The sequence below is a fragment of the Streptomyces sp. NPDC050418 genome (genome assembly GCF_044458745.1).
Classification (GTDB): domain Bacteria; phylum Actinomycetota; class Actinomycetes; order Streptomycetales; family Streptomycetaceae; genus Streptomyces.
Genome location: NZ_JBITIG010000008.1, coordinates 174,853 through 199,712 on the forward strand (window position 1 = coordinate 174,853; position 24,860 = coordinate 199,712).

The following is a 24,860-nucleotide window of genomic DNA, read 5'->3' on the forward strand; positions in this document are numbered from 1 at the left end:
CGTCATCCCGTTCCCCGACTCCGTACCAGGGGTATCCCTGAGGTTTCCCCGGTTCTTCGCCGACAGGGAGGACGCCGGGAACTCGTGGTGCGTTCCAGGAGTCGGTCAGGTGTGATGCGTTCGAGGAACGGTCAGGACGTGTGATGCGTTCGAGGAACGGTCAGAAGGCGTGACGCGTTCGAGGAACGGTCAGGCAGGGACAACGTTCGGGAACGGGCCGGCCAGGGACAATGGGGACAGGGCCCCGGGGGCCGGCCGGCGGATGGAGCGGTAGGGCGGATGGATCAGACGAACGTGAAGGGTGCGCAAGGGGCTGGTCCCGAGCCGGCGGACACCGGGTCCCCGGCCGGGGCGCCCGGCCGGGCCGAACCGGGCGGAACCGGACCCGGGCCCCGCAGCCAGCATGCCCCCGGCACCGGCTTCTCATTCAACGAGGCCGACGAGGAGCGCCGCCGCGGAGTGCGCCGGATGAAGGCCACCGCGACCGGCCTGCTCGTCCTCGTCGCGCTCGCCTACGTCCTCGCGAAGTGGGCGCAGAACTCCGGGATGGGGCCCTGGACCGGTTACGTCGCGGCCGCCGCCGAAGCGGGCATGGTCGGCGCGATGGCCGACTGGTTCGCGGTCACCGCCCTCTTCCGCCACCCGCTCGGCCTGCCCATCCCGCACACCGCGATCATCCCCACGAAGAAGGACCAACTGGGCACCTCGCTCGGCGAGTTCGTGGGCGAGAACTTCCTCTCCGAGGACGTCGTACGCCGCCGGCTGCGCGCCGTCGGCATCGGAACGCGCCTCGGCGACTGGCTCGCCGAGCCCGCCAACGCCGACCGCGTCACCGCCGAGCTCTCCACGGCCCTGCGCGGCGCCCTCACCGTCCTGCGCGACTCCGACGTCCAGGCCGTCGTCGGCGAGGCGATCACCCGCCGCGCGGACGCCGCCGAGATCGCCCCCGGCATCGGCAAGACCCTCGACAAGATCGTGGCGGACGGCGGCCACCGCAAGGTCGTCGACCTCGTCTGTGTCCGCGCCCACGACTGGCTGGTCGAGCACGGCGACCAGGTGATGGACGCCGTCCAGGGCGGCGCACCCGGCTGGACCCCGCGCTTCGTCGACAAGCGCGTCGGCGAGCGCGTCTACAAGGAGCTCCTGCGCTTCGTCACCGAGATGCGGGACATGCCGGGACACCCGGCCCGCGGCGCCATCGACCGCTTCCTCACGGACTTCGCGTCCGACCTCCAGTCCGACACCGACACCCGGATGCGCGTCGAGCGCCTCAAGTCCGAGGTGCTCGGCCGTGGCGAGGTCCAGGACATCATCGCCTCGGCCTGGTCCTCCGTCCGCCAGATGATCGTCGCCGCGGCCGAGGACGAGCGCAGCGAGCTGCGGCTGCGGGTCCGCGCGGGCCTCCTCTCGCTCGGCGCCCGCCTGACCGCGGACGCCCGCCTGCAGGGCAAGGTGGACGGCTGGGTCGAGGACGTTGCGGTGCACGTGGTGAACACGTACCGCCGCGAGATCACCTCCCTCATCACCGACACGGTCGCGGGCTGGGACGCCGAGCAGACCACGCGCAAGATCGAGGCCCACATCGGCCGCGACCTCCAGTTCATCCGGATCAACGGCACGGTGGTCGGTTCGCTGGTGGGGCTGTTGATTTACACGCTGACGCATGCGATGGGGGCGTAGACGGGGGTTCTCGCCCCTTGCTCCGGGGGCGTCAACACCGGGTGCTCGTACGGAAGTTCAGGGCTGACCAGTTCCGGGATGAACCGTACGGAAGTTGCCGCGCATTCGTACTGTAGGAATGGTCGCGGGGCGCGACACGCCCGAACGCGCCGTGCATTTCGGGTCGTTGGCGGAGCACTCGCCCAGAGCCCTGGAAGACGCCCATCGGCGAATGTTCCGTGCTCATCTCGGCTTTACGTTACGGAAGTTGATGTTCTGCCCGCATCAACACCTTCTGCATCACAGGGTGTTCAAGCGGACGCGTCCCGCAATACCGCCCCGTACCGCCTACATTCGGTCATAGCGCGGGAATCCGCAGAACAGCCGCAGAGCAGCCGCGGAGCAGCGGCAGGCCGGCCGCAGAACAGCGGCAGAGCAGGAACAAGGAGCAGTTCAGGTGATCTGTTACGGACCCACCGTCCTCGACCTCGTGGAAGACCTCGTCGACGCCTACGCGGAGGTCTTCTCGGCCCCGCCGTGGAATGAGAACGAAGAATCGATCCAGCGATTCCACTACCGCCTGTGCAACGAATCCGACCGCCCCGGCTTCCGCGCCGTCCTCGCCCAGTCCCGCCAGGGCATCGACGGCTTCGCCATCGCCTGGCTCACCCCGAAGGCCCTGCCGGACACGCGCACGTACGCGAAGGTCGCCTCCCAACTCGGCCCCGACCGCGTCCGCGAACTCCTGGTCGGCGCCCTGGAACTCGACGAACTCGCGGTCCGCCGCCACGCCCGCCCCGCGGGAGTCGGCCGCTCCCTGCTCTCGGAACTCGTCAAGGACGCCCCCTCGGGCCGCGCTTGGGTCCCGATGTCCCGCCGCGCCTCCGCCGCCGTGGCCAGCTACCGGCGCCTGGGCTGGCACGAGGTCCGCCCGCTGCCGGAGGCGGGCAACGACGTGGCGGTCTTCCTGGCGCCGGGGCACCCGCGGGCGGAGCTGGCGGCGTAGGGCGGGACCTGCTCTCCCGCTACCGGTGGCGCGCGAAGACCTCGCGCACGGCGGCCAGATCATCCTCCTTCTCCGCCTCGTCCTCGTACTGCCCGTCCTCATCCCGGTCGGCGACGACGGCCTCCGGGGTGAAGTCCTGCCCGAGCAGGTAGTCGCTCAGGCAGTAGTCGAACCCGGACTCGGCGAAGAGCTCGATGCCCTCGCGCCGGCAGTACTCCTCGAACCCCTCGGCGACCTGCCAGCGCGCCCCGTCGAACCAGAAGACCCCGCCCGCGTAGTGAATCGTCCGACCCGACTCGGGGTCCTTGAGGTTGAGCGACTCATAGTTCTCGGGCTGATCCCGCACGAGCGCGACGAGAGACTCGGGCACGCCCCGGTAGAAGGACTCCTGCAGCTCATAGTCCTCCTCGGCGTAGAGGTTGAGCTCCGACTCATGATCAAAGGTCAACAGCAACACCCGCCCGTCCTCCGCGAAGTACCAGACGGCGGACTGCCCGCCTCCGTCATTCCAGGCGAGGCGCTCGGCGCCGGGGACGGTGACGGGGGCGACCTCGGCCAGGTCGTCCACGATGGCGGCGCGGTGGTGGAGGCTGGGGAGGGGGGTGGTGGAGAGGGCGTCCCACGTGGTGTTGGTCATTCGCGCAGCGTATCGAGGCGTACTGACAGTGCTGCCTGCTTCGGCCCGCTGCGGTCTGCTCGGCAACGGCACGGCAACGGCAGCGGGCCCGGCCACCCGGCCACCCGGCCACCCGGAAACCCGGCCACCCTGCAACCTTCCAGGTTCGCCTCGAACGCCAACTCCCTTAGCGTGGGCGCCCATCCGAAACGGAAGGGACAGATATGCGCACCAGAGCACTGGCGATCCCCCTGGGAATGACCGTGGCGTTCACGGGGATCACGGCGACCGCGGCACACGCCTACGACAACTCGACCATCACGGTCTCGAGCTGGCAGCGCTACACGTCGGAATGCCCCTGCTCGAACAGCACCGGCGTCGACTACACCGAGTTCAAGTACGACGCGGGCGGCGAGGGCCTGAAGCTGGTCGTGAAGAAGAGCGGGGTCCCCGTGGCCCAGGTCGAGTTCCACCCGAGCGACGAGCTGCTGTACGTCTACGACGGCAAGAACGACGGCGACTCGGTCTTCGTCCACGCGTTCTGGTGGGACGGCAACGGCCTCATCAAGGACGAGGCGACCTACTGGGCGCCGGGCACATCCGCGGCGATCGACATGAACGTCATCGAAATGGACGGCGACGACGACCTCGACGAGGGCACGAAGGTCTACTTCCAGATCTTCGACGACAAGGAGTTGACGGACGAGCTCACGACGATCTATCGGTATAACGCTACGGCCTGACGGGGGAAGGGGTCTGGGCAGCGCCGGGCTCCCGGCTCCTGCGCTGCGCAGCCGTGTACACGGCCCACACCGTCTTGCCCGGGCCACCCGCACGGCGGCGGCGGACGCCCCAGGCCACGGCCAGGGCGGCGACGAGCACAAGTCCCCGGCCTGACTCGGATCCCGGGTCCGGTGGTTGAGGTGCGCCGGCATCGTCCGGCCGCCGCTCGGTGCGGGTGTCGGAGACCTCCAGCCGCAGATGCTGCCCGCCGTCCGGCTCCATCGTCAGCCGCACGTGAAAATCCCGGCCGGACACACGGCCGTGACGCACCGCGTTGGCGCAGAGCTCGGCGGCGATCAGCACGACGTCCTGATTGACCTCGCCGTCGTACGGATACCCCCACGTGTCCAGACACCGGGCCACGAGCAGACGGGCGAGACGGGCGCCACGCGGGGTGGAGGTGAAGGTCATCGCGAACTCGCGGACCGGTGGGGCGGTGGCGGTGGAGCGCGATGGGGTGCTGGGTTCCATGATGTGAGCGTCATGGATCCCCGGCACCCCGCTCCAGACGCCCGGCGTGTACGAACTATCTCTGTACGCAGGCAACTTGCGGCCGCGACAGCGGTCCGACGACCTTCGGGAACACTCCTCCCGGCTGCCGGAATGTCCGTATCGTGGATGGTGCGTCCGTCGGCGAACCGTGGACGCGGCGCGTGTACAGCCCGCGTTTGTACGGGGCAGGGGCAGGGGCGGGCCCGGCCCGGCGGGCGCTCCTCACGGTGGGCAAGGAGGCGTCGAGTTGACGGCACGCGACGGCGACGGCGAGACCGGCTTCCTGCGGTGCTTCGGCCAACAACTCCGCGTCCTGCGCACGCGCAAGGGCCTGACACGGGCGGAGCTCGGCACACTGCTCGGCTACGGCGAGGACCTGGTCGCCTCCGTGGAATGCGGCCGCCGCATCCCGAAGCCGGACTTCATCGACCGCGCGGACACGGCACTGGAGGCCGGCGGCCTGCTGACCGCGATGCGCGACGAGGTGGCGAAGGCCCGCTACCCGGCGTTCTTCCGTGATGCGGTCGAGCTGGAACGGGAGGCGGTGGAGCTGCATGTGTATGCGAATCAGGCGGTTCCGGGGTTGTTGCAGACGGAGGGGTATGCGCGGGCGGTTTTCGGGGTGCTGCGGCCGCCGCTGGACGAGACCGTGGTCGACGAGCGCGTCGCGGCCCGCATGGCCCGTCAGGAGATCTTCCATCGCACACCGCCACCGCTGATGAGCTTCGTCATCGACGAGTCCGTCCTCCTGAGGCCGCTCGGCGGACGGGCGGTCCAGCGTGGCCAACTGGAGCAGATCGGGCTTGTGGCGGCGATGCGCTACGTCGAGATTCAGGTCATGCCCCTGGACCGAGACGAGAACGCAGGGATGGCAGGCCCCTTCACCTTGATCGAGACGACGGGAGAGCGCAGGATCGCGTACGTGGAGGTGCAGAACGTCAGCCGCGTCCAGACGGAACGGCCGGCGGTCCGTTCCTTGGAGGCGAAGTACGGAACGCTGCGTGCGCAGGCGCTGACGCCTCGCGAATCGTCGGCGTATGTCGAGAAGCTGTTGGGGGCGCTGTGAACAGCGACAGGACCACGGCCGAGTCCGCCGAGCTGAACTGGGTCAGGAGCAGTTACAGCAGCGAGGAGGGTGGCGAGTGCGTGGAGGTCGCCGCCGATACGAAGGGCTTCGTGCGTGTACGGGACTCGAAGCGAGTAGCCGCGGACGGGCCGGAGTTGGTGATCCGGCCCGTCTGCTGGGCGGCCCTTGTCGGTGCGCTTCGTGCGGAGGACGCGGTCGCCCCGTAGCGCCGGTCCGGTTGCCCGGGGTGCGGTCAGCTCTCCATCAGGTCCTGGAAGAACCCCAGTGACGGTTCCTCCGGTGTGCCCACCAGCAACGCCCGGTCGAGCAACATGTTGTTGTGCTCGCAGCTCGTCTCCGGGAGCATCGCGCAGGCGTGGCAGGCCGCGAGATTGGTGCCGTCTGTGCCCGAGGGCCCGGACTCGATGCACAGGGGATCGGCCGAGCACCAGCACGCACGGCGTAGCGCCGACCACAGGCTCGCCTGTAGTGCCTTGGGTTCGCCCTGGGCGACGAGACCGCCCAGGCTTCCGGCGGAGTCGCTGGTGGCGGTGTAGATCAGGCAGCCCGCCATCGTGTCGTCGGCGTACAGGCGCTCGCGCAGCGCGGCGGCCGGGTAACCGGCCTCCAGCGACCACTCGTTGATCAACGCATGAGCCAGCGTGTGAAGGAGGACCATCCGCGGCGTCCCGGGGGAACGGCGGGCCGTGGCCCCCTTGGGAGCCGCCTTCACCAGAGCCTCGTCGTGGTTGCGACTCATGCGGGCCACCCGCCGCTGCACCTTCTTCCCGGCGGCCCAGGTGTCGAGGCGCCCCTGGTCGAAGCGGAGAAAGACACCCTCTCCGCTGACCTCCATCGCCGGGAGCCAGTTCAGCGGGTGCCGGGACAGGGGAGCCCCGTCGCTGTCCGGGGCGGCGTCCGCCTGGACGATACGGGTGAAGCCCTTGAGCGCACGGACCTCACGCAGCCGCTTGACCAGCATCGGGCGGTCGAGGCCGAAGCGGTCGAGGTACTCGTGATGGTCGTCCTCGGGCGGCTCGCACACGAACTGTTCGTGACGGTCCGCCTGTTCGGGATTCCCCTCGGCGAGCTTGCGGTACTCCTGGCGGAGGAGGACGAGGTACGGGGCGTCGGGCGCCTGTGCCTCCTCGGACTCGGGCTCGGGGTCGTCCTGAGTCTCGGCCACGAGCAGTTCCATCACCCTGGCGGCCGTGATGGGCGGGTTGCCGTTGAACTTGCCGTTCAGTACGAGGGAGATCTCGCGCTCCGACTCGCACTCCCGCAGCTGATCCCAGATCTCCGCCAGAGGGTCGGTGGAGCCGTCGCTCCATGGCGGAATGGAGAGCGCGGACTTGAGGACGGGCTGCCACACGCTGGAGGCACCGCGCTGCAGAGTGCGCGGAGTCGCCGTGCATGAGGCGTCGGCGGGGGCGTCCTTGAGCCAGGGGCTCTTTCCTTCACAGGGGATACGGAGCTCGGCCAGCGCCCGGCGGCCGAACGCACCCTCCATCGACACGTCCCTGGCCGTACCGCACGTGCAGGAGATGACGATCGACCGAAGAGACGCAGTACGTCCCGTGGAGCGGAGCTTGAGCGTTCCGCCGCAGGCACCCGCGCCGCCGCCCGCACGATTGTCGCGGTGCAGCCACTTCCAGTACGGGAAGTCGTCCAGATGGCCCTTCTCGCAGGCGACCACGAAGCGGGAAGGCACGAGGTCCTTCGCGCAGTCCTCGCAGGTCGCCTTGCCCGCGGGAGGGTTGAACCGTGCGATCGGCTGCAGCTTCTCGCACCCCGGACAACTGTGCATCAGCGGGAAGCGACGTACGCGCATGCCGTCCGAGCTCCGGTCGTCCGACCCCGGCGGGAGCCGGAAGTGGCTCACGCCGAGCGTGCGGGCGAGCCGGTGCTCGTACACCTTGGGCGCCTCTTCCTCGGACCAGCTCGCCTCCGCCCCGTCGAGGCCGCTGACGATGAACGACTCCTGCTCGAAGGCGACCAGGGAGCCGACTCCGTAGGTCGTGACCGCCTGTGCACGACGGACGGCCCCCTTGCGGGAGAGCGCCTGGCGAGGGGCGCCGAACGTGCCTGCGGTGCGGCGCTGCCTGGGGGGTGTCATCGGGTGGCCTCCATGAAGAGAGCGGTCTCGGCATCGACGTCGCGCATGCTCCACAACGTGGGCCAGGCGGTGGCCTCCTCGGTGCGGTCGTCGAAGGCCTGCAGCAGCGAGGCGGTGCCCTGCCTGTTGCCCGGGTCGTACAGCAGTCGTCCATTGGCGTCGGCCGCCTCGCGCCACCACGCGATGAACTCGTCGAAGGCCGCCTCCGTCGCCATCGCCTCCTGCGGGGCCACGCGGGCGACCCGTTCCAGAAGAGCGGGCCGCACCAGCGACCTGATCGCGCCGAGGTGGGATGCGATGTCGCCGGCGCGGTGGTTCTCCCGCAGCTCCGGCACGAGGATGCGGCTGAGGGCGACGACCACGGCGTGCAGGCCGCGGTCGCGGGAGCGGGAGGAGAAGGGGGTCACGGAGGTCGACTCCACCTCGCGGTAGAGCGCGGAGTGGAAGTGCTGGAAGTTCTCGTAGTGCGAACGGTCGCGGGAACGCGCCGAGTTGAGCATGACCGCGACGAGGCCGGGGTGGCTGCGGCCGACACGACTGGTCGCCTGGATGTACTCGGCGGTGGTCTGCGGCTGCCCCATGACGGCCATCAGGCCGAGCCGGCTGACATCGACGCCGACGGCGATCATGTTGGTGGCGAGCAGGACGTCGACGGCTTCATCGTCTCCGTACCGTCGCGTCAGGTTATTGAGTTCGGTGGGTACCTCGCTGGCCCGCAGGCGACTCGTCAGCTCGGAGACGATCTCGACGTCCCTCTGCGCCGTCGCGTCGCGCTCCGCGAGCACCTTCAGATAGTCCTTCACGTCGTCCTCGACCTGGAGTTTGGCCGCCGAGAGCAGACGCAGGCTGTTGAAGTAGCCGACAAGGGTCCAATAGGCGTCCCTCACCTCCGGATGGAGGTCGGCGCGAAGTGCCTGGTGCAGCAGCGTCGCGTAAGTCCGGATGAGGAGGGTCGACTGGCTGGTGCCGGGTGCGAAGAGGCCGACGTACTCACGACTTGCCTTGTCCTCCGGGGTCGCCTCGACGGCGAACCATGAGTCGCGCGCGTCCAGCCCGGCCGGCGGGAACTGCCGGACGTCGCGATCGAACAGGCTGCGCCCCTGGTCGGCCGCGCGGCGGATCGTCGCCGTGGACGCGATCACCTTGGGGCCGTCGCACAGCGCGTCCACGGCGGTCTCGTACAGGCCGGTGAGGGTGCCCAACGGACCTGAGATCAGATGGAGTTCGTCCTGGACGATCAGCTCCGGCGGGGGTGTGGGGTCGTCACTCCGATCACGGTTGAAGAGCGCGGCCGTCGCCGAGCGCCAGGGCATCGCGGCGAACTTGTCCACCGTGGCGATGACGAGAGTGGGGCGGGCCGCATAGACGGCTTCGTCTACGAGGTGTACCGGTAGGCCGCCGGTGAAATCGCAGTCGACGCCGCGGCAGCGCACCCACATGCGGGCCGCGCCCAGGTCGACGGAGTAGTCGGTGTGGTCGAGGCCGGTGCCGCACCACGGGCAGATCTGGAGCTGGACGGGGTTCTCCGTGTCCAGCTCGCCCTTCTCCGCGATGTCCTTGAGCCGCGAGGCGGCCCGGTCGAGCGTGTTCGGCGTCGCGGACTGCCCCACCCACATGCCCAGCGAGATTTCCTCCGTACCCAGCTGCTCCGGCATGGTCCGGCGCAGTTTCTCCATGGCGCAGATCAGGATGGTGGCGCGCTCGAACTGCTGGAGGGTGAGTAGGCGCAGCGTGTAGCGCATGAGGACGGTGACCCCACCACCGTCCTCGCCGCCGCGCAGTCGCCGCAGGAAGGTCGTGAAGGCGATCAGACCGAGGTACGCCTCGGTCTTGCCGCCACCGGTCGGGAACCAGAGCAGATCGGAGATCTTCCGGTCCGGATGCTCCGGGTCCTCGATGCCCGCCAGGCAGAGCAGGATGAACGCGATCTGGAAGGGACGCCACTTCGCGGCATCCCGGTCGGGAGTTCCCTCGCGGCCATCGCCGATCCACTTGCTGCGGGAGCGCTGGTCGGTCATGACCTGATTGGCGAGGCGGAACGCGCGCAGGACGTCGGGCTTCTCGGCGAGGACTTCGATTCCGACGCGCAGTCGCTCCAGGGCCTCCCCGCACGCCCTGATCTGCTCCAGGGCTGCCGCTTCGTACGGGCCTTCGGACAGGTGTGCCGCCTCGGCCTCCTTGGCGGACACCCACATCGCGTAGCCGTCGGCCAGCGCCGTGAGGTCGGCGACGATCTCCTTGTCGGTGCGGGTGGCGAGCCCGTTCATGGAGAGCGCGGCGGGTGCGATGCGCTCGATCTCCGCGTTCGAGTCCGCGAGCAGTACCTCGTGACGCGGCAGGAACTGGGTACGGATCTCGTCCACGGCGGCCAGTTGCTTTTCGACCAGACCTACCTGGGCGGCGTGCCAGGTCCACTCCGCCGCGCAGCCATGACCGACCGCGAACGTGGGGGCGTGCCGATACAGCAGACGGCTCGCGTCGACCTCGGCGTCGAACGATCCCTTCGAGGCCGGGCGTTCCACGAACGCGCCGACCCCGCCCTCGGCCGCGACGATCAACTCGGGCTGGAAGAGGGCATGGGCATCGGAGAGCTGGTTCGCGTCGATCCGATTGCCGTTGACCAGGGTGACGGTGACGGTCACCGAACCATCGACGGTGCTCGGCCGCCGGACGTGGACATGCAGCTCCGCACCGCCGTCCCCGAGCGGCTCGTTCCTACGCCCCGGCGCGGTGACATCGAACGTGACCTGCTTCAGCGCGAGTTGGCGACGCTGCCAGTTCTCGCGCTGGTCGGCGGTGGTGCGGGCGGTCGCGTGGCTCGCCTCGATCCGATTGCCCTGATCGTCGACCGGCTCGTACAGGGCGGCGCGGGAGGTCACGGTGATGGACGTGGCGACGCTCGGGGCGACGGAGAACGTCAGGCCCGCGGAGGACGGCTTGCGCTCGCCCGCGGCGGGCGGCTCGGGAACGTCACCGTCGTCCGACCCGCCCCCGGCGACGAGCGGTGCGTCGTCCAGCCCGTCGTCCGGATCCTGTTCCGGGTCCGTCGGGCGCGTGGCGTCGGTGCGCTGCGGGTGCAGGACCCCGACCACATAGCGCGTGATGGGGGCGTCCTCCGTGAGCACCTCCTCCAGGGCCTCGGGCCCGTCCGCCGCGGTGGGGCCGAGGAGGTCGCGACGCAGGGCATCGACCAGGCCGCGGCGGGCGGCGTAGTGGGCGTCGTGGCCGATGGGCCTGTTGTTCTTCGTCACTCCGCGCTCTCCTCGTGCGACGGCCATACGAGATAGCCGAGTCCGGTGATTCTCGGGGCGAGCCACACGCCGTGCGGGCCCAGACCCGCACTGCTCGACGTCGCCGGTGTCCCGGCTGCGGTGACCACCGCATCGATGCGACAACTGCTGATGGCGACAGGCCAGATGGGTTCCTTCCGGCCCGTCCTGAGGACTCTGTGCAGGTCCCGACGGAAGGACTCGGACACCACACCGATCGCCCGGTCGCCGTGGACGATCTCGTACGGCGGGCTCTGGCCGTCTCCCATCATCACCGGGTGAATCCGCCGGATTGCCACGGAGTCTCCCGCACACACCTCGGTCCGGAGATACTCCTGTACCTCGGCCGCGCTCCGGTCCGCGTCGTGGGGCGGCGCGGTCTGATCCACGTCACCTCCGCGCAGCTCCACGCCGGATCGGCGCCAGTGTTTGGCCCCGATACCGCCCCGGTAGATCCGATCGCCAATCGGCATCGTGCGGAGCGTCCCCACCCAGGGCGACTGCACGTGGTAGAGCTCCTCGCGCGGCCTGGTCATGGCCACGTACAGCGCGCGTGCCTCGGCGGGCAGGTCCAGGTCGTCGTGCATGGTCCGAAGCTCTGCGGCGGTCGGTGGGGTGAGCACGATGACGCGGTCGAACTCCAGACCCTTGGCCCGGTGCACGGTGGACACCACGACCAGGGCGGTCACCGGATCGGCGAGTTCCTCCGGGAATCGGTCCTGTTGGACGAGTTGGCGTATCCGGCCGAAGTCCAGAGCCTGGCTGCCGCGGGCCGGGGCGACCTTCCGCAGTGCACGCCAGATCCCGCCGGCGTCGGTGCCCTCGGGCAGCGGGACGGCTGCGAGCAGCGTGTGGAACCGGCTCTCGGACACCGTGGTCGCGTCGGTGCTCGTCAGGAGCCCGGTCACCCAGGCAGGAACTGGCCTGTCGTACGTGTTCCGACGCAGCGCATGCCCCACCCCGTTCGCGTGCAGGATCTCCGACACCTGCAGGGCCTGCCGGTTCTCCCGGGTGAGGATGGCGACACGCTCCTGCGTCGTGCGCAGCGACGCGAGGAAGAGTTCGTCGTCGACCGCGGGGAAACCGCTCCGATTCAGCAGAGTCGTGCGGAGCCGCTCATGGATGGTCTCGGCCGCAGCCTCTGCAGTGGGGCCGATGGGAAGATCCCGCAACTCCACACCGAAGGGCAGGACCGCACGCACCTCCTCGTTCGTGGCCCGGAAGTTCCGTGTGAGGTGGTACTCGTGGTGATCGTCGAACGACGTGCGGACCCAGTCGAAGAACTGCCCGGCCTCCAGCTCGCGCTGCGCGCGGTCCTTGACCTGGAAGCCGTAGACGAACTGCGCGTCGTCGCCGACGACCGTGAAACCCAGAGTGTCGCGATGCACATCGATCAGCGTCTCGACCATGTTGCGGCGGTCACCGACCAGGTCCTGCGCCTCGTCGACGACGATATGGACGGGCACCCCGGCCGCACTGCTCGCGACGGCGCCCTTCTCGATGGCCGAGGTCGCCTCGCGGATCCGCTCGTCGAAGGTCCTGCCGGACCAGTCGGTGTCGGGGTAGGCGCCCGAGAGCAACTCGTAGGCCCATGCGTCGAAGGTCCGAGGGCGCACGGTGCGTGCGGCACCTCCCTGCGCCCGCAGCCGATCCGCCAACTCGCGCACGGCGGCCCGGGAGAAGCTGAGCACAAGGAGCTCGTCGGCACCGACGGCCTCGTCCGGATCCGGGTGCCCGACGAGATGATCAAGCCGGCTCACCATGGTGTGCGTCTTGCCGGCGCCTGCGCCCGCTGTCACCAGGACCCTCGCGTCCCAAGGGAGTTCCACGACCGCACGCTGCTCATCGGTGAGCGCCGGGCGGTCGGCGGAGAGGTGGGTCACTTCTCGCTCCACAGGTGCTCGAACTGGGTGAAGGCCAGCTCGGTGTCGAAGTTGGTGATGTTGTCCCGGACATTGAGGATGAGACAGGTCTCCTCGCCGCCATTGAGCGGTCCGCGCAGACCGCGGCCGATCATCTGCATGTACACGTTGGGGCTGTACACGGGGCGGGCCACGACCACGGCTCGGGTGGCCGGGGCGTCGAAGCCCTGGGTGAGGACTCCGTAGTTGGTCAGCACGCGGAGTTTGCGGCTGCGGAAGGCGTCCACCCGATGACGGCGATCCGCGGTCGAGGTCGATGCGTCCACGGAGGCCGCGCTGATGCCATCATCCCGCAGCTTGGCCGCGAGCAGCTTGGCGTGATCGACGGAGGTGGCGAAGACGAGGATCGGCCAGTCCGCTTCCATGGCGCGGATCTCCGCGATGATGCGGGCCGTGCGGGAATGGTCCACGGCGAGACGATGCTCCGCCGACCGGGAGAGCGCGCCCAGCGTCGTCGCCTGCTCTCGCTCGCTTCGATCCAGAGTGATGGAGCCACCCTCGAGTTCACGGTGCTCGACCCGCGCCAGCACGCCGATGCGCTGCAGTTCCTCGTACGGGTCCTTGCCGTCGAAGATCTCGGTGTCGAGGCGGTCTGCGCCGAAGCGATTGACCAAGAGCCTGGTCTCCTGCTCGTTGGTACCGCGGAACGGCGTGGCCGTCAGCCCGAGCAAGGGGCGAGCGGTGCGATGTGCCTGCAGACCGAGCAACTTGAGGATCTCGGTGTAACGGGGGCCCATGGCCTTGTGGGCCTCGTCGACGATGACGAGCGCGGCCTCGCGCAGCCAGCCGTACGAGTCGGCGGCGAGGCAGCCGGGCTCGGCGAGCTTGGCATCGGTGGCCACGACCAGGTGGGGACGGTCGGTGATGTCAGCCGCCTCGTTGGACGACCACAGCCGGCTGATCGCGAGCGGCGTCCGCGCCCCGGCCTTCTCCCACACGAACTTCCAGCTCTGAACAGCCTGTTCGCACAACTCCTCCGTCTGTCCGATCCACAGGATCGGACCGGGCAGCGCACCGACCCTCTTGACCCAGCGGATCACGGCCTCGGCGGCGACACGGGTCTTCCCGGCACCCGTGGGCAGCGAGAGCATCGACCGGGTCGGGGAGATCTGATCGAGCATGTCGACGACGTTGGCCGCAAGTCGCTCCTGGTACTCGTGCAGGCGTGGAAAGTCCCGCGGGCCGTCGACGTCGATGCGCGATTCGAGTGTGGGAGTGCGGTACCCCGCGAAGGACTCAGGGAACTTGAGGTCCGACACGAACCTCACGGCGGCCGACGAACCGCCGTAGTTCTCGGGGGCGTCGGGGTACGCGAGACGAATCACGCGACGGTACTGGCGCAGGACGGAGTCGTCATGTGCGTTGAATGCCATCTGCGCGATGCGGTACTCACTCGGCTCCACTCCTCCGTTCTCGTCCCGCTCACTGTCGAGGAGGCCTGGCGGCAGGCCCTCGCGCAATGCATCGGCACCGACCAGGAGCAGCAGCTTGCGGACGATGTCGTCCTCGTCGCGGATCGTGGTGCGCCGGGCCAGGGCCTCCTTGTTCGCGGCATCCTGACGTTGCCGTTCGAGCAGCTGCTCGCAGCCCTTGCGACCGAGGCGCAGACCGAGAATGTCGTCGACCGCGCGGAGTGTCGCAAGCGTGTCGGCGTCCTTGGCCACAAGGATCACGCCTTCCTGGCGCGCGCTCGCCAGGGGCGTCGACTGCATGCCGTTCGGGGTCCGCGTGATCTCCTCCAGTTCGCTGACGCGCTGGAGCAGGAGACCCTTCACCTCGTTCCGGAACCCGTACTGGCGCAGCACCGGCAGCACCTCGTCCACCGGCCGCGCCTCACCTTCGGCGACATGACGCGTCTCGCGGGTGATGACGTCGTTGTGCCGGCGCATTCCCCACGTGGAGATCAGCGTCTCGGCCTCTTCGGCGGTGGAGGTCAGGAGGGCCGGGATGCCTTCGGTACGCAGCGACCGGAACTCCGTGGGATCGGAGGTGACGGCGATCTCGTCGTCCGTACGGCGTTCCCACTCGGCGCCGACGCGGCAGCGGGTGAGGTATCCGTCCTCGAAGGTGTGCTCGATGGTCGCGAGCATCGCGTAGGTCGAGCCGACGAAGCGGTCGTCGTCGGTGCTGTCCAACTGCTCGAGAAGTCCCTGCCACATCCGGTCGGGGACGTCCTCGACCCGGGCGGGGAGGCGGAGCAGACGCGCCTTCTCCTCGGTGATGTCGGCCACGGGGAGAACGGACCGGTAGTCGGCGAGCTGCGGTCCGACGGCGGCGGACAGCTCGCGTACGCCCAGTGAGGTCTCGACCCGGCCGTGGCGCAGGAGCATCCAGACGATCGGGGACCGCACCGCCTTGCGCGTGTTGCTCTGGGCACCGATCTGCATGGTCCACGAGCTGATCAACCCGGCATCGGGCACCTTCTTCAGGAAGCCGACGCGCGCGGTGTCCGACATGCGGGGCAGCAGGTGCAGCGGGCCGGCGGTCGCGGCCCCGTCGAGTCGGACCCGGGCAAGGGTGGGGCGTTGGGCGGTGTCATCGGTGAGTTGCTCGCAGTAGGCGGTGTGTGCCGCGACCCGGTACTGCTCGAACCAGTCCTCGTTCTCCGGTCGGTGCTCCAGGGACGGCAGTTCACGGACGCCGATGGTGCCGAGGAAGCGCTGGGAGTCTGCGTGGAATGCGACGTCGACGGCGATGCGCGGATCGCTCTCGGCGGTCACCACCGGTCCCGGCAGCATGACGTCGCGCACGGCACGGAACGCACCGTCGGCTGTGCGGACGCGCACGGCGTCGTGTGCTTCCGTCAGCCGGCGCTGCACCTCGTGGCCGACCGCGCTCACGCCCGCCTGGTGGAACAACTCCCAGAACCGCTGCCACCGTTCGTCGTCGTAACCGGCGAAGCCCTGCTCCAGGACGCTAAGGAAGCGGCCGCGGACATCGGCCTCACGAATGCCCAGCGTGTTGAGGGAGCTCGACAGCGCGGGGTCCTCGGAGAGCTCGCGGTGCACATAGACCAGCGACTCGCGCAGCCCGTCCTGCGAAGCGCGGCGGAACACCTCGCCCACGACCGGAGCGACGAAGCCACCGTCCTCGGTCAGCACGATCTCGGCGGTTCGGGCCTCGGCGGCACACTCCACCCCCAAGGAGATCATGTCGGCGACGATGTTGATCGCCGCCGCGGACGACTGCGAGGATCCGTCCTGGACGAGCGCCTCCAACCATTCGCGCACGCTCGCCCGGCGCCCGCCGGACGCGGCGAGGATGTGCTGCACCTTGCCGGTGCGCAGGACGTTGGCCTCGGCGGAAGGGTGCAGCCAGTCGACCGGGCGACCCGGGTGCGTGTTCCAGTAACTGGTCCATCGCCGGACCGACTTGGTGTCCTTGCCCAGGTCGGGAGTGATGTTCAGCTCCTGGGGCCGGCGCAGCACGCCGTCCTGGTCCGGCAGCGAAGGAAGGTCGACTGTCGCCTCCCATACGTGCCGGGTCAGGGCCTTGTCGGCCCAGCTGATGGTCTCCTTCTCACGGCCGGGCAGCATCTGCAGATACGCCCCGGGGTCCTCGGGCGGCGCGAGATCGGGCAGCGAGCGGACGACGAGTCGGGCGGCGGTGCTGAGCATCTCCGCGTTGAACGGTGAGGAGTCCAACAGGTTCTGCCGGTCCTCGTTCGTCTTCCAGGCCCCGTTGAGAATGCCGGTGAGCCCCATCTCGTACTTCGTGGGGAAGAAGGACCAGAAGCGGCCCCGACCGGCGGGGATACTCAGCAGCCCGCTCTCCTTGTCCTTGGTGAACTCCGGAACCGCCCAACTGATGTCGATGTCGGAGCGGTCGTGCAGCTCACCGGCGTCGGCGCGGGCATCGGGCGACGGGGTGTAGGTGCGCTTGAAGACGCGCCACCGGGCTGTGACGGGGTCGCGTCCGGTCCGCTGCTCGCGGATGACATGAAGGTTGTCGTCGCTGTCCACCTTCAGGAGGCGATGGACCGGAGGAGTCACCCGCCGGTCCTCGAGGAGGACACGGGACACATGAGGTGAGAAGAGCTGGAATCCTCGGGGGAACTCCTCCCGACCGCCGAGGTCGGTACCGCCGAACATGTCGAGTCCGAGCCGCTTCGCGGTGTCGGGCAGCAGGGGCAGCCGCACCACCGTCGTGGCCCACAGCATCAGCTCGTCCAGTATGCGATCGGCCGCCCGCTCGGCCTTTTCATCCAGAGGGCGGGCCATACGCAGTACGGGCGTCTCGAATTGAGGGCCCAGCTTGTCCACGACTCCGGAAACTGTACGGATCAAATGGGCCGACCACTCCCGATCGAATCCGAAGGAACCGCTCCGACTGAAGAACTGAGGGGTGTCGGTGACAACGAGGACCGATTTCACGCCGACGCCGAAACGGCCGATCTGTCCGCCGCGTTTGCGCGAGACGCTCATGCGGAGAATGGTCTCCGCACCCTCGGGAGTGACGGCCGTCCCCTCATTCGCGCAGTACAGATGCGTGGGTGTCAGCACCACGTGTGTGGTGCCCCCGGGAGCGTTCGCGATCTCGTCGGCAGCGTTCTGGACCAGCTCGAAGAGCTGGCGGTCGCCGTACCCGCCCTTGGTGATGCGGCGCTCACCGTTGGCGTGCTCGGGGATGAGGCCGGGGTCGGCCTCGTACGTCCTGAGGACACGTGCGGACTGCTCGACCACCGTGGCCAGAACTGCGGATTCGGGGGCGGGAGACATTCGGCGACCTTCGCTTTTCAGGAGTGAGGAAAGAACTGGTCATCGCAAATGGTCAAAGAGGCATGGACCTTCGGTTCCCGGAAAAGGGCAGACCTCTGCCAGGGAACGAATTTCCTGGTGGCGCCGGGGCAGATGAGGCTGCCGATTCCAGACGTTAGACCGGGGTTCGAGGTACGCACAACCCTGGAATGGGAAGCTCCGGATGTCCGGCCGGGACAAGGGTCTTTGGTCGAAGACTTTCGTCCATGCCAAACATGGTCGGAACGTGCTCAAGCGGACACAACGTGCAGAACACCCTCTCGTTCGACTGTGGTTGGGGTCGAGACGCTCGTCAAAGGAAATTTGACGAGCTGGTCTGTGTCAATGACGCGCGGTACTGTGGTCCGGTTCCCGGGGGTGCGCACGCGTCTCACGCGGCCGCACGGGCGCTGGGGGCACCGACGTCGAGAGCAGAGGTGGACGTGGAGACAGGCGAGGACTTCGGTCCCTGGTTGGCGCGACAGCTCAAGTTGGCCGGCATGACGCAGACCGAACTGGCCAACAAGATCGAGGTGACGCGTGCGGCCGTCTCGGCCTGGATCACGGGTCGCGCCGCCCCGCGGGCCGAGACCATCGGGCGGATCGCCACGGCCCTCGGCACCGACACCGTGACGATCCATACGCGCACCACGGACACCCTGTCGGGCCTCCCGGTCACGTGGTACCACCGCCCTCAACACGATGACGGTGGACGCGAGTTGGGCAACGCGGCCGCGTTCGCGTTCGAACCGGACGTGGAGGTCCTCGCCCGGGAGACCTGCCAGAACAGCCTGGACGAACGCCTGCAGGCCACGGAGCGCCCGGTGCGTGTCCGCTACACACTGCACGAGCTCACCGGTGAACACCTGCACCGCTTCCTCGACGCCATGAACTGGGACGACCTGCTGCCGCACTACGAGGCCGTCGCCGGCCAGGATCAGAAGGTCAGCCGGGTGGTGGCGGCCGGTCTCCGCGACATGCGGGAGCGTCAGCGACTCGTCCTGCTGCGAGTGGACGACTACAACGCGGCCGGGCTGACCGGCGACGACTATGCCGACGGCCGCTTCGCCGCGGTCGTCCGACGTCAACTCGACAGCCACAAGCAGGCGGGCACCACCGCCGGTGGCTCCTACGGGTTGGGCAAGGCCACCATCTGGGGCACCAGTCGCCTGGGCCTCGTGCTGATCAACTCGACGCTCTCCGAACCGCATGAGGGACGCAGCCGTAACCGCGTCGTGGGTCGCCTCGATCTCCCCTGGCGACGCGTGGGCGACGAAGCGCTCGCCGGACCGGCCTGGTTCGGCCGCCCCGACCCGGACTCCCCCCGCGGTGAGGTCACCAGGTCCTGGTGGGCGGAGGAAGACGAGATCGAGAGACTCCACCTCACCCGCGACAGCGACGAACCCGGAACCTCGTTCCTGATCGTCGGCGCCTACGACATGGCCTCCTTCGACGAACGGACCTCCGAGGAGGCCGGGGACGATGACGACGGCGCTTCCGTGCTCGCCATGCGGGACCGGTTGCTCAGCGCGCTGGGCCGCAACTTCTGGGCCGCGATGACCGGCGGCGGCGGCCACGCGCCCATGCTGCAGGCCTCGGTCAGAGTGCTCCGCGACGGCGTCGAGATCATGCCCGACGAGGAGGTCGACCCGGAGCGGGAGCAGCCCTCCCGTACACGCGCGGTCAGGGCGTTCCTCAACGGAACGACCGTCGAGCGACGGACACACTCCGACGACGTCGCCATGACCCCCGTCACCATGAACGTACCGCTGGAGGGAGGGGCCACCGGTGGAGAGCCGCACGACGCCGTACTCCTCGTGACCCGTGCCGTCGACGGTGACGATCGCCACAACCGCCTCGTGGCCATGCGGGGCAACCGCATGGTCGTCCGCGACCGTCATGTGCCGTCGCTGCCCGGCAACGTCCGTCCCTTCCAGGCCGTCCTGCTGGTCGGCCTGGCCGCGGGCCCGGGTGCGCGGGGTGCGCACGCCGCCGAGAGCTTCCTCCGGGCCGCCGAACCACCCGAGCACAACAAGTGGCGGCAGACGGAGGAGCTGGCGGCCCGGTACTCGTATTCGGCGCATCGGCGCATCTCCACACTCGTACGGGACGCGAACGCGGCGGTGAAGGACATGGTCGCCGTCGCCTCGACCGAACGGCCCGCGGGTGGCGAGCGGTTGAAGAAGGCGATGGCGAAGCCCACCAGGCCCGTGGCGCGTCCGCGCGCGCGGCGTGGTGCCCCCACCGCACCGACCCTCGACACCGTGGAGGCGAAGCCGATCGATTCCGGTGCCTGGGAGGTCTACGGGGAGATCAAGCCGGGGTCGGTCCCGGAGGCCGTGTTCGCCGTGCCGACCGCCCGTTTCGCCGTCCGATCGGGAAGCGCTCCGCAGGTGGCCTGGGAGAGCGTCGAGGCGATCGAAGGGTGCACTTGGTCCGCGGAGGAAGGCATGCTCACCTTCGCTCCCGGCGCCCGTCGTGCCACCTTCCGCGCTGTGACCGATCCGGCCACCCATCCCGTCCGCGCGAGCCGGAGCGGACTCGTCGTCGAGCTTCGCACCGGTGAGAAGGAGCAGCACTGATGGCGAGGGTCATCCGCCCCTACCCGACGCTCAAAGGAACAGTCGCCCTGCGCGTCCAGGCCGCGAGCGTCAAGGGGCCCGACGGTGACTGGGAACCCCTCGATGTCGCCGTGTCCGCCGATCGCACCACGGCCCTCGGCTCCGCCGACACGGAGGGGTGGACCACGGCCCGAGTACGCGTCTCGGTGACCGTGCCCGCGAAGGCCACCGCCGTGGGCGAGGCATGGAGCGATGTGCAGGTGCTCGCGCTGTTCACCGAAGGAGCCACGAACCTTCGGGTCACCGCGCTGCTGAATGCCGAGGGCGACGGTACGGAATGGGTCGGTGACCTGGATGTGTTGCGTGCCGACGTCTTCAGCCGGGCCACTCTCACGGTGCAGGTGATCGGCACGGTGGGCGGCATCCCGGGGCGCATCATCGCGGAACCGACCGACGACTGGATCATCGATGTGCACGCGGGCCACCCGGAGCGCAGTCGGACCTTCGCCGTACGCGAGACGGCATTCTCCCGTTCGCCGTTGTGGCTGCGGAACATGGCCGAGCTCCCGTGGTCGATCAACGCGGCCGGGACCCGGCCCGAGGTCCGCATCAACACGGACACGGAGCGCCTGACCGAGCTCCTCGACGCCCAGGGCAACAGTCCGGCAGGCATTGTCGGAGGCCTCCTCCTGGCGCAACTCGGCGAGGCCATGTGGACGGCCACCTTTCATGCGGCGCTCGGTGACCTGGAGTTCGACGAGGACGACGGAAGTCCGCTCTTCCCTGCGGACTGGCGCGGTGAGGCACTGCGGGACATGCTCCAGACGATCATGCCCGACCTTGCCCCCGGTGCCGCCTTGCAGGAAGTGCACCGCCGCCGGACGGGCGATCATGGATGGGCCGAGCTCCAGTCGAGGATCCAGGCCGCGGCTCAGGAACGGGCGGGTCTCGCGCGGGCCATAGGCGAGACGGTCCGGGCCTTGGAGAAGATCGAGCGCGAGGAGTCCGAATGACCATCGAGAAGCCCACGTTCTGCCCGGAGTTCATCGGTCTCCTGGATGCGGAGACGGTCGCGGAGCAGCTCACCGAAGGCCTTCTTGCCGGTGTCGACAAGCCACGCGTCATGGAACTCACCGAGGTCGCACGTGCGTTGCCGCAGGAGGAGCGATTCCGTGCGGACCCGGTCCGTGCGTTGCTCGACCGCGTCATGCATCTGTGCCGCAACGAGAAGCCGACGGCGGCCGACCGCTGGCTCGCCCCGCGGCTGCACGCGACGCTGCGGCTGACACGTGCGGAGGCAGCCGACCCGGAGATCTGGTCCTACCTCGCCCTGGTCGTGGCGCCGGACTATGTGGAGTGGCGCCATGCGGGGGCCGAGAAGGTCGATGCCGCCAGGTTCCAGGGCCCGCACTACAAGCAGGCGTTCGCGCGCCTGTGGTGGGCTGCCGAGCTCTTCCGGGACGGGGACGACTACGAGCCGGTGAAGCTCGTCTGTGGCAATCAGGACATGCTCAACACGGCTCTGCGGTTGGCCGTCATCGATCACCGTCCGGTCGCCCAGGCCGTCGCCGCCCTCCTCAAGGAGGGAACGGTCACGACGGGACGGCAGGTCAACGGCCTCTGCACGGTGGTGAACGCCGCCGCCATGACCGTGGCCTACGAGGTGATCGCCCCGGACACCGAGCGGGACGCCTCAGCCGTGGCGGACTGGATCCGTTACGAGGCCACCCTCCGCGGTGACCTGGTACTTCCGACCGGACCCGACGAGGCGAGGGTGCCGAGGCCGTCGGTCGACACCCTCGTCGAACTCTTCGCGGATCTCTTCAAGGACGCGCCGGTGCGCGGGGAGCAGGAGGCCGAGTCCGACACGGAGCCGGAGGCGGTCACTTCTTCTTGACGTCGTCCTGCGGGGGGCAACGATCCGTGCACGCATGGGCGTTGCCACAGCCCCGTGCGCGGAGCTCGGACGCCCGCTCCGTGCCGGCCGGCTCCCACTTCAGCGCGGACTCGATCGGATCGTCCGGCAGCGGAATCCCCAACGCGCTGCTCAGTACGTGCATGGCGAACACCGGCGGCACCGCGTTGCCGACCTGCTGCGACTGATCGTTGCCCGCCCACGGGTAGTTCCCCGGGAACGTCTGGAAAACCCCGGCCTCGGGGATGGTGAAGCGTCGGTGATCCTCCCCGTTCACCAGCACGACGTTGCGCGACACCTTCCCGGTGACGGTGAACGCCGGGAAGTGGCTGGAGCGCCGACCGCGCTTCTTCGGATCCCCGCCGGAGCCGTAGTTCGAGACCACGACGAAGTTGTCCGGAAGCGGCTTGGTGCCGTTCGCGTAGGAGAGGTGGGGGCCCGCGACCTTGAGCGCGTCGTGCATGGACCGCCACGACGCCGGGCCGGAGTCGGGGTCGGTGTCGAACAGTGTCTGCTCCTCGACCGGGGCGTCGGCCGCCCGGTCGTACGCGGCTCGGGGGTCGAAGCTGCGATGGACTCCCTTCGGGAGCGTCGGCTCACCGGAGAAGTCCGCATTCTTGCGGCGCGCGACGAAGATGGCGCGCTGCCTTGTCTGGGGAACCCCGTACCGCTCCGTGCGCAGCACATGCGGCTCGGCGCATTCATAGGCGAGTTCGCCTGGCAGACTCCGCAGGATTTCCTTGTACTCATGCCATACGGGAAGCGCCGTCGGCACCTGTTCCAGGATGATCGCGTCGTACGGCTTTCCGTGTACAGCGTTCCTCGTCAGGAGCCAGCGCAGCGGCTCCAGCACGAGGGCGGCCCGTGGATCGAGCTTCGCGAGCTTCTTGTCGATCTCGGGGTTCTCGTGGTCGTCGACCAGGGCCTCCATGAGCTTCATGAGCTCCCTGAGGTCATCGAACTGAGCGCGACCACGTCCCTTGCCCGCCACGGAGAAGGATTGGCAGGGCGGCCCTCCCGCGAGCACGTTGTATTCCTCGGGAATTTCCGAGAAACGCTCCTTGCGAACCTTGGAGACATCGCCATGAATTGTATCGAGACCTGCTTCATAGCGTGTCAAGCACGCATTTCTGTCCCATTCGATTCCCATGCTCGGAACGCCAAGAAAATGTGCCGCGACATCCAATCCGCCCGGTCCGGCGAAAAGGTCGAGGATCTTGAAGTTCCTACGTACAGGCACAATTGGTTCCGTTGCTCCAGTGGGTGGTACGGGGGTGGATTCTAGCCGGCCTGGCTCGAAGCGTGTGACAGAACAGATGTGATCGCCCGACCCAGTGCGGCGGCCAGCGGTGGCGGGCACGCCTGGGCGACCAGGCCGTAGCGCTTCGTCTTGCCGCCGGTCAGCCTCCAATCGGCAGGGAAGCCCTGGACCAGCGCCGCCTGCTCGACGGTCACGCGCACCAGGCCCGCATCACCCAGCGTCGGATCCCAGACGAAGTCGGAGCCGGGCGGCTCGTCGGCGTACGACTTCGTATAGACCCCCATGCGTTGCCACCTGCGCTGCGAGCCGCGAGGCCCGAAGTCGGGGCCTCCGCGGTTGGTGGACCCGCCCACGAGCGTCGGCGCCACCTCGTCGGCGCTCACCGCCCATCGCCGGGCATCGGGCCACCCGCGGGAGGCCATGGACTCCAGGAGCGCCTCGCCGACGGTCAGCGGTGCGCGCACGGTAGCCTCCGGTAGCCGGAACGCGTCCGCGTACTCCGCGCACACCGCGACGAGCAGGCCCACCTTGCGGTCCTGCGGCACACCGAAGTCCATCGCGTTCAGGACCGTCCAATGCAGCTCGTACCCGAGATGCTCCAGTTCGGCGTGCGCCAACTCGCGTACCGACGCGAGCTCCTCGGCCTCCACCATGGCGGGCACGTTCTCGATCACCAGGACCTTCGGCCGTACGGCCGGAGCCAGATACATGGCCGTCCGGAACATCTCGACCGCCTCGTCGTCCGAGGACCGCTGGACGGTCGCCGAGGAGCGGAAGCGGGGGACTCCCGCCAGCAGGACGTCGGCGTCGTACACCTCGCTCTTCTCCGCCGGATCGAAGTCCCGCAGATCCGCCATGTCGATCGGCCAGTCGGGCCGGTTGAGGCGAAGGATCTCGCAGGCCACGGGATCGTTGTCGAGCAGCAGACGCGGGCGCAACCCTGCCTGCTCCATGCCCAGCGCCAGGCCTCCCGCGCCACTGCACACGTCGACGAACGTCAACTCGCTCACGACTTCCCCCGTCCTCTCGACGGACCGCGGCGCTCGACCGTGCGCCGCACCGCGTCCGCCACGTCCTCGGGCGCCTCATGTTCCCAGAACCGCAACACCCGCCACCCCTCCGCCTCCAACTGCGCATCGGTCTCCCGATCGCGCTCGACGTTGCGGTCGAGCTTCTTGCGCCACCATTCGGCGTTCGCCTTGGGGCTCGTGGCGTGTTCCGGGCAGCCGTGCCAGAAGCAGCCGTCGATGAGGACGGCGACCTTGGCGCGGGTGAACGCGATGTCGATCTTTCGGCGGGCCATGCCCGGTACCGGGTGGTGGACCCGGTACCGGTAGCCGGCCGCGTGCAGCAGGCTTCGTACGGAACGCTCCGCTCCCGTGTCCCGGCTGGACTGCCTGCTCATCCGTGCCGAGACCTCGGGGGAGGAGGGAATGGCTCCTTGCATGCCCCGAGTGT

General features: G+C 68.9%; 17 protein-coding genes. 8 read left to right on the forward strand and 9 right to left on the reverse strand.

Annotation, left to right across the window (positions count from 1 at the left end; all coding sequences use genetic code 11):
* The first annotated feature begins 279 nt into the window (after positions 1-279).
* Together ACIBI4_RS20965 and ACIBI4_RS20970 are read left to right on the forward strand one after the other, a co-directional pair.
* A complete protein-coding gene (locus ACIBI4_RS20965; RefSeq protein WP_399205455.1) occupies positions 280-1,680 on the forward strand; it encodes a DUF445 domain-containing protein in 1,401 nt (466 codons plus the stop codon).
* A gap of 436 nt (positions 1,681-2,116) precedes the next feature.
* Positions 2,117-2,665, forward strand: coding sequence for an N-acetyltransferase (locus ACIBI4_RS20970; RefSeq protein ID WP_399205456.1), 549 nt, complete (start codon positions 2,117-2,119; stop codon positions 2,663-2,665).
* A gap of 19 nt (positions 2,666-2,684) precedes the next feature.
* Here ACIBI4_RS20970 and ACIBI4_RS20975 read toward each other — a convergent pair whose 3' ends face one another.
* Positions 2,685-3,302, reverse strand: coding sequence for a hypothetical protein (locus tag ACIBI4_RS20975; protein WP_399205457.1), 618 nt, complete (start codon positions 3,300-3,302; stop codon positions 2,685-2,687).
* A 203-nt stretch (positions 3,303-3,505) separates the two neighbouring features.
* On the opposite strand from ACIBI4_RS20975, the gene ACIBI4_RS20980 reads away from it, so the two are divergent.
* On the forward strand, positions 3,506-4,024 hold the full coding sequence (locus ACIBI4_RS20980; protein WP_399205458.1) for a hypothetical protein: 519 nt from the start codon (positions 3,506-3,508) through the stop codon (positions 4,022-4,024).
* Here the strand turns inward: ACIBI4_RS20980 and ACIBI4_RS20985 are convergent.
* The gene (locus ACIBI4_RS20985) at positions 4,014-4,535 is read right to left on the reverse strand and encodes an ATP-binding protein (RefSeq protein WP_399205459.1); all 522 of its coding nucleotides are present in this window, start codon (positions 4,533-4,535) and stop codon (positions 4,014-4,016) included. The genes ACIBI4_RS20980 and ACIBI4_RS20985 overlap by 11 nt on opposite strands.
* Before the next feature lie 268 nt (positions 4,536-4,803).
* Between ACIBI4_RS20985 and ACIBI4_RS20990 the strand changes: the two genes are divergently transcribed.
* A complete protein-coding gene (locus tag ACIBI4_RS20990) occupies positions 4,804-5,622 on the forward strand; it encodes a helix-turn-helix domain-containing protein (RefSeq protein ID WP_399205460.1) in 819 nt (272 codons plus the stop codon).
* A complete protein-coding gene (locus ACIBI4_RS20995) occupies positions 5,619-5,849 on the forward strand; it encodes a DUF397 domain-containing protein (RefSeq protein WP_399205461.1) in 231 nt (76 codons plus the stop codon). Before ACIBI4_RS20990 ends, ACIBI4_RS20995 begins: the two co-directional genes overlap by 4 nt.
* A gap of 26 nt (positions 5,850-5,875) precedes the next feature.
* On the opposite strand, the gene drmB is transcribed toward ACIBI4_RS20995, so the two are convergent.
* From drmB to ACIBI4_RS21015, 4 genes are read right to left on the reverse strand one after another with little or no spacing between them, the layout of a single operon-like run.
* On the reverse strand, positions 5,876-7,738 hold the full coding sequence (drmB, locus tag ACIBI4_RS21000; protein ID WP_399205462.1) for a DrmB family protein: 1,863 nt from the start codon (positions 7,736-7,738) through the stop codon (positions 5,876-5,878).
* The gene (locus ACIBI4_RS21005; protein ID WP_399205463.1) at positions 7,735-10,989 is read right to left on the reverse strand and encodes a helicase-related protein; all 3,255 of its coding nucleotides are present in this window, start codon (positions 10,987-10,989) and stop codon (positions 7,735-7,737) included. Before ACIBI4_RS21005 ends, drmB begins: the two co-directional genes overlap by 4 nt.
* Positions 10,986-12,890: a UvrD-helicase domain-containing protein gene (locus ACIBI4_RS21010; RefSeq protein ID WP_399205464.1), complete on the reverse strand. Its 1,905-nt coding sequence runs from the start codon at positions 12,888-12,890 to the stop codon at positions 10,986-10,988. The genes ACIBI4_RS21005 and ACIBI4_RS21010 overlap by 4 nt, the downstream gene beginning before the upstream one ends.
* Entirely contained in the window at positions 12,887-17,647 is a 4,761-nt protein-coding gene (locus tag ACIBI4_RS21015) for a DEAD/DEAH box helicase (protein WP_399205465.1), read from the reverse strand. Before ACIBI4_RS21015 ends, ACIBI4_RS21010 begins: the two co-directional genes overlap by 4 nt.
* A 461-nt stretch (positions 17,648-18,108) precedes the next feature.
* Between ACIBI4_RS21015 and ACIBI4_RS21020 the strand changes: the two genes are divergently transcribed.
* From ACIBI4_RS21020 to ACIBI4_RS21030, 3 genes are read left to right on the forward strand one after another with little or no spacing between them, the layout of a single operon-like run.
* Entirely contained in the window at positions 18,109-20,247 is a 2,139-nt protein-coding gene (locus ACIBI4_RS21020; RefSeq protein ID WP_399205711.1) for a helix-turn-helix domain-containing protein, read from the forward strand.
* Entirely contained in the window at positions 20,247-21,239 is a 993-nt protein-coding gene (locus tag ACIBI4_RS21025; protein WP_399205466.1) for a hypothetical protein, read from the forward strand. Before ACIBI4_RS21020 ends, ACIBI4_RS21025 begins: the two co-directional genes overlap by 1 nt.
* Entirely contained in the window at positions 21,236-22,123 is an 888-nt protein-coding gene (locus ACIBI4_RS21030; RefSeq protein WP_399205467.1) for a DUF6339 family protein, read from the forward strand. Before ACIBI4_RS21025 ends, ACIBI4_RS21030 begins: the two co-directional genes overlap by 4 nt.
* On the opposite strand, the gene ACIBI4_RS21035 is transcribed toward ACIBI4_RS21030, so the two are convergent.
* Genes ACIBI4_RS21035 through ACIBI4_RS21045 form a run of 3 tightly spaced genes read right to left on the reverse strand, consistent with a single transcriptional unit; the run spans position 22,110 to position 24,849 of the window.
* Positions 22,110-23,381 (reverse strand): DNA cytosine methyltransferase, encoded by a 1,272-nt coding sequence (locus ACIBI4_RS21035; RefSeq protein WP_399205468.1) that lies wholly within the window; start codon positions 23,379-23,381, stop codon positions 22,110-22,112. The two genes, ACIBI4_RS21030 and ACIBI4_RS21035, sit on opposite strands and share 14 nt — an antisense overlap.
* Before the next feature lie 41 nt (positions 23,382-23,422).
* A complete protein-coding gene (locus tag ACIBI4_RS21040; protein ID WP_399205469.1) occupies positions 23,423-24,412 on the reverse strand; it encodes a DNA cytosine methyltransferase in 990 nt (329 codons plus the stop codon).
* Positions 24,409-24,849, reverse strand: a complete 441-nt coding sequence (locus ACIBI4_RS21045) for a very short patch repair endonuclease (RefSeq protein WP_399205470.1) — start codon at positions 24,847-24,849, stop codon at positions 24,409-24,411. Before ACIBI4_RS21045 ends, ACIBI4_RS21040 begins: the two co-directional genes overlap by 4 nt.
* Between the last annotated feature and the right edge of the window lie 11 nt (positions 24,850-24,860).

Coding starts and splice junctions, on each gene's coding strand:
- ACIBI4_RS21045 (WP_399205470.1), bottom strand. CDS start 24,849: ATGCAAGGAGCCATTCCCTCCTCCCCCGAGGTCTCGGCACGGATGAGC.
- ACIBI4_RS21015 (WP_399205465.1), bottom strand. CDS start 17,647: ATGTCTCCCGCCCCCGAATCCGCAGTTCTGGCCACGGTGGTCGAGCAG.
- ACIBI4_RS20965 (WP_399205455.1), top strand. CDS start 280: ATGGATCAGACGAACGTGAAGGGTGCGCAAGGGGCTGGTCCCGAGCCG.
- ACIBI4_RS21030 (WP_399205467.1), top strand. CDS start 21,236: ATGACCATCGAGAAGCCCACGTTCTGCCCGGAGTTCATCGGTCTCCTG.
- drmB (WP_399205462.1), bottom strand. CDS start 7,738: ATGACACCCCCCAGGCAGCGCCGCACCGCAGGCACGTTCGGCGCCCCT.
- ACIBI4_RS20975 (WP_399205457.1), bottom strand. CDS start 3,302: ATGACCAACACCACGTGGGACGCCCTCTCCACCACCCCCCTCCCCAGC.
- ACIBI4_RS21025 (WP_399205466.1), top strand. CDS start 20,247: ATGGCGAGGGTCATCCGCCCCTACCCGACGCTCAAAGGAACAGTCGCC.
- ACIBI4_RS20980 (WP_399205458.1), top strand. CDS start 3,506: ATGCGCACCAGAGCACTGGCGATCCCCCTGGGAATGACCGTGGCGTTC.
- ACIBI4_RS20985 (WP_399205459.1), bottom strand. CDS start 4,535: ATGGAACCCAGCACCCCATCGCGCTCCACCGCCACCGCCCCACCGGTC.